This is a genomic window from Candidatus Cloacimonadota bacterium, from assembly GCA_011372345.1.
Lineage (GTDB): Bacteria > Cloacimonadota > Cloacimonadia > Cloacimonadales > TCS61 > DRTC01.
The window spans coordinates 1-2,631 of sequence record DRTC01000285.1; the positions used below are offsets into that span (position 1 = coordinate 1).

Annotated in this window: 2 protein-coding genes; both read left to right on the top strand. The window is 36.8% G+C overall.

Annotated features, from left to right (window positions below):
• The coding region (locus ENL20_05555) for a T9SS type A sorting domain-containing protein (protein HHE38022.1) at window positions 1-1,092 on the top strand (1,092 nt) is incomplete at its 5' end.
• Window positions 1,093-1,182: 90 nt separating this feature from the next.
• Window positions 1,183-2,631: T9SS type A sorting domain-containing protein (locus ENL20_05560; GenBank protein ID HHE38023.1), on the top strand; the 1,449-nt coding region annotated here is incomplete at its 3' end.

Consider the following 2,631-nt stretch of genomic DNA (forward strand, 5'->3'; position numbering starts at 1 on the left):
ACCGGAGATCAGGCAACTTTTAACCTGGAAATTTCTAATAATGGAAATGTTGTTCAAATCCTGACTTTTTCTATACCCATCGGGATCATCGATCAGGACAGTCCGACTTTCAGCGATTACGGATATATTGCCATTGAAAGCAGTGATGTCGGGAATTTTGAAGCTCCTGTTTATGATTGGATCGAGATCTGTCCTTATAGCGGAGGAAGCGGAACTATGCTCGACAGCGATCATGGAACCTCTGATGGTTATGTCGGGATAGTTGATCTGCCGTTTATGTTCCAATATTACGGGAAGCAGCATAACCAGGTTTCCATTTGTTCCAACGGATATCTTTCCTTAGGAGACGGCAAACAGATATTTTTCAGGAATCGAACTATTCCTTCCGGAGTTGGACCGAACTCGATGATCGCACCTTTCTGGGATTTCATCAAATATGGAGATTTGTGTCATTATTACGATGAATCCGAACATCTTTTTATTATTGAGTGGGATGATTTCACGAATCAATACAGTTATCAGGAAGAGACTTTCCAGGTGATTCTCTATGATCCGGAATTTTATCAGACCCAAACCGGAGATGGAAAGATTTTATTTCAGTATAAAGAGATCAATAATGTCGATGCCGGAGAGAATTACGCAACTGTCGGTATTGAAAATGAAGCTCAAGATGAAGGGATTTTGATGACTTATGCCAATTATTATCACGAAACTGCTCACACTTTGCAGGATCATTCGGCAATTCTGTTTGTTCCTTTGGAAGAACCGGAAGTCGGGATCGATGATAATGAAATCTCTAATCAGGATTTTCTATTTGGAAATTATCCTAATCCTTTCAATTCTTCGACCATGGTTTCTTTTTCTTGCCACAGAGACATAGAGAACACAGAGATAATAATTTATAATATTAAAGGGCAGAAAGTGAAGCATCTTGTCAGCAATTCAGCTAATCAGCTTTCAGCAGGACAACATTCTGTGATTTGGGATGGAAGAGATGAAACAGGAAAACAGGTTAATTCCGGAATTTATTTTTATAAATTAAAATCAGGTGGGAAATTTACTTCTGTAAAAAAAATGATTCTTCTTCGTTAAAACTACTAAGGATAAATCCTGTTGAAGTAACACAAACATTCCTGTTTGAGAAATGAATAATATCTTTCAAGTTTTGAAATAGGAGTACTCATGAAAAAAAGAAATTTAGTTTTTTTTGCAATTATCACAATTATCATCCTGTTTTCGAATCTGCTTTCTGCATATCAAGTCGATCTGAATTCCTGTAAAAAAGCAGCAGAAAGAAAACTTATTGAATTAAGTAGATCAGATGAGTTTTTCATCAAAGAAATAGTGAATATTCAAAATGAAGATGAACGAATCATATTCCATGTGTTTTTATTAGATCCGAAAGGCTATCTTATCACCACAAATGAAACCAATTTGCCACCTGTGATCGCTTACTCTTTTTCCAACAATTACGATTATAAGATTGAAGAAAATGTTCTCATAAAAATCCTAAAGGCGGATATTCATAATCGTCTTGAAAATATTCCCAATATACCTGATGACTTGATCGAGAGAAGGAATTCAGCGTGGAAAAGCTATTTAAATGAAAACATTGAAAGATCAGATGACAGACCTTTTGAACAATGGCCTCCGGAAGGAACAACACCAACAGGTGGTTGGTTGGAAGAAAACTGGCATCAGAATTCTCCTTATAATAATTTTTGTCCGATGCAGCCTTTTACGAGCGATCGAGCAGTAGCAGGATGTCCGGCTGTAGCGATGGCGCAAATTTTAAATTTTCATCAACAGACAAACAATACTCATTTTAATGATGATGACGACTATTATCATAATTATTCAAGTTATCAATATTGGATAGATGATGATCATGTTTATTGGAGTTTTCCTTCATTTCCGCAATTGAACGATCATCTGGATATTTTGAACGAACATTATCAGAATGATGAAACTATAACGAATGATGATAAAGCAGCAATTACTTTTGCCTGTGGAGTTGCTGCCCAGCAGGTTTATTCTCCTGAAGTTTCAGGAACATTCGGGGTTGATCAGGCTTTTCAGGCTTACCAGAGATTCAGTTTTGATACGACCGAACTTCTCGATGGGAATGATGCTGCTCTTTATGACAGGATTTCCAATAATATGATGAATGCTCTTCCGGTTCATCTTGCGGTTGTAAATCCTCCCTGGACAATGGGTCATAATGTGGTGATCGATGGCTATAACACAGATGAGTATTATCATCTGAATTTTGGTTGGGGAGGAAGTTATAATGGCTGGTATTTGCTGCCCGATGAAATTCCTTATGGTTTGACAGTTGTGGAAGGAGCGATCGTCGATATTAATTTTGAAGAGATAGGTATCGAAGATGAGAATGAATGTGTAAAAAATCATCTTGAATTGTCTAACTATCCGAATCCGTTCAATTCCTCGACAACGATTTCTTTTTATTGCCACAGAGACGCAGAGAACACAGAGATTACGATCTACAATCTAAAAGGACAGAAAGTTATTCAATTACGAATTACGAATTACGAATTAGGAATGAATGAAGTTATTTGGGATGGAAAGGATGATTCTGGAAAATCTATTAATTCCGGAGTTTATTTCTAT